The organism is Caulobacter sp. (genome assembly GCF_049283275.1).
Taxonomy (GTDB): domain Bacteria; phylum Pseudomonadota; class Alphaproteobacteria; order Caulobacterales; family Caulobacteraceae; genus Caulobacter.
This window is the reverse complement of record NZ_JBAPVS010000255.1, coordinates 1-2675: the sequence shown is the minus strand read 5'-3', so window position 1 is coordinate 2675 and position 2675 is coordinate 1. Positions and strand designations below refer to the sequence as shown.

The window sequence follows — 2675 nt, the reverse complement described above, 5'->3', positions numbered from 1 at the left end:
CGTAGCGACTGAGGGGGTCTTCCTTCGATGACCCACGCCTACGCCGAGCTCCAAACCACCACGAACTTCTCCTTCCTGCGCGGGGCCTCCCACGCCCAGGAGCTGATGCTGACCGGACAGGCCCTGGGCCTGAGCGCCGTGGGCGTCGCCGACCGCAACACCCTGGCCGGGGTCGTGCGCGCCTGGACGGCGGCCAAGGACCTGTCGATCCGCGCCCTGACCGGCTGCCGGCTGGACTTCATGGACGAGACGCCCAGCCTGCTGGTCTACCCGTCCGACCGCGAGGCCTTCGCCCGCCTGACCCGCCTTCTGACCGTCGGCCAGCGCCGGGCCGAGAAGGGGGAATGCCACCTGTTCTGGAAGGACTTTCTCGAACATGCCGACGGACAGCTGGCCCTGATCGTGCCGCCGACGAAACTGGATGAGACGTTCGAGACCGATCTGAACCGCATGGCCGGAGAGCTGCGCGGCCGGGTCTGGCTGGCCGCCAGCCGGGCCTATGCGGCCCAGGATCTGAAGCGCCTGTCGCGATTGTCCGACCTGGCGCGGGACGCCCGCGCGCCGATGGTGGCCACCAACGACGTGCTCTATCACGGCCCCGAACGGCGGCCGCTGCAGGACGTGATGACCTGCATCCGCGAGGGCTGCTCGATCACCGAGGCGGGTTTCCGTCTGGAGGCCAACGCCGAGCGTCACATCAAGACCCCGGCCGAGATGGCCCGGCTGTTCGAGCGCTGGCCCCAGGCGGTGGAGCGCACGATGGAGATCGTCGAGCGCATCGGCTTCGACCTGGGTCAGCTGAACGAGCAGTATCCCGACGAACCCGTGCCGCCCGGCAAGAGCGCCATGCAGCACCTGACCGACCTGACCTGGCAGGGCGCGGCCTGGCGCTATCCCAAGGGGGTTCCCGACAAGGTCGCCGACCAACTGCGCGAGGAGCTGCGGCTGATCGCCAAGATGGACTATCCCAACTACTTCATCACCGTGCACGACATCGTCCACAAGGCGCGGGAGATGGGCATCCTGTGCCAGGGGCGGGGCTCGGCGGCCAATTCCTCGGTCTGTTTCTGCCTGGGGGTGACGGCGATCGACCCCACCGAGCACCGGCTGCTGTTCACCCGCTTCATCTCGGAAAACCGCGGCGAGCCGCCCGACATCGACGTCGATTTCGAGCACGAGCGGCGCGAGGAGGTGATGCAGTACGTCTACGAACGCTATGGCCGCGAGTACGCCGCCATCTGCGGCACGGTGATCCACTACCGCCCGCGCAGCGCCATCCGCGACGTCGGCAAGGCCCTGGGCCTGACCGAGGACATCACCGCGATCCTGGCCAACACCGTCTGGGGCAGCTGGGGCGACGGTCTGCCCGACGAGCACATCAAGCAGACAGGGCTGGATCCGAAGAACCCTCAGATCGCCCGGGCCATCGCCCTGGCCACCGAGCTGCTGCAGCATCCGCGCCACCTGTCGCAGCACGTCGGCGGCTTCGTCCTGACCAAGCGGCGGCTGGACGAGACCGTGCCGATCGGCAATGCGGCGATGAAGGACCGCACCTTCATCGAGTGGGACAAGGACGACATCGACAGTCTGAAGCTGATGAAGGTCGATGTGCTGGCTCTGGGCATGCTGACCGCCATCCAACGGGCGTTCGGCATGCTGCGCGCCGACCACGGCCAGCCGATCGTCGACCTGGCCGACGTGCCGGTCGAGGTGAAGGGCGTCTACGACATGCTGTCCAAGGCCGACAGCGTGGGGGTGTTCCAGGTCGAGAGCCGGGCCCAGATGTCGATGCTGCCGCGCCTGAAGCCGAACAAGTTCTATGACCTGGTCATCGAGGTGGCGATCGTCCGGCCGGGACCGATCCAGGGCGACATGGTCCATCCCTATCTGCGGCGGCGCCAGGGGCTGGAGAAGGCGGAATGGCCCGCGCCGTCGCCGGAGCACGGCCACCCGGACGAACTGAGGGAGATCCTCGGCAACACCTACGGCGTGCCGCTCTTTCAGGAGCAGGCGATGAGCCTGGCCATCACCGCCGCCAGGTTCACGCCGGATGAGGCCGACGGCCTGCGCAAGGCGATGGCCACGTTCCGCAACCTCGGCGACCCGGCCGAATATCGCGACAAGTTCGTCGAGGGCATGGTGCGGCGCGGCTACGAGCGCGACTTCGCCACCCGCTGCTTCAAGCAGATCGAAGGCTTCGGCTCGTACGGCTTCCCGGAAAGCCACGCGGCCAGCTTCGCCAAGCTGGTCTATGTCTCGGCCTGGATCAAATGGGCCTGGCCGGACGTGTTCTGCGCGGCCCTGATCAACTCCCAGCCGATGGGCTTCTACCAGCCGGCCCAACTGGTGCGCGACGCCCGCGAGCACGGGGTCGAGGTGCGGGCGCCGGACGTGCTGATGAGCGACTGGGACTGCACGTTGGAGGCCAGAAAGTTCCCCTCCCCCTTGATGGGGGAGGGGCTAGGGGTGGCTACGGCGGTGGGTTCGACTACGGTTTCATTCCGTCCGGAACCGCTGTCACCCCCACCCCCGACCCCTCCCCCATCCAGGGGGAGGGGAGAAACACCCCCCGACAAGCTCTCCAACGAAGACACCCGCCCGCACTGGAAAGCCGTCCGCCTGGGCCTGCGTCAGATCAAGGGCCTGAAGGAGGACGACGCCAAGCTGGTGACGAC

The 2675-nt window shown here is 67.7% G+C and carries 1 protein-coding gene; it reads left to right on the top strand.

Annotation, left to right across the window (positions count from 1 at the left end; translation table 11 throughout):
* Positions 1 to 27 precede the first annotated feature (27 nt).
* The coding region (locus WAL33_RS14485) for an error-prone DNA polymerase (RefSeq protein WP_422182225.1) at positions 28 to 2675 on the top strand (2648 nt) is incomplete at its 3' end.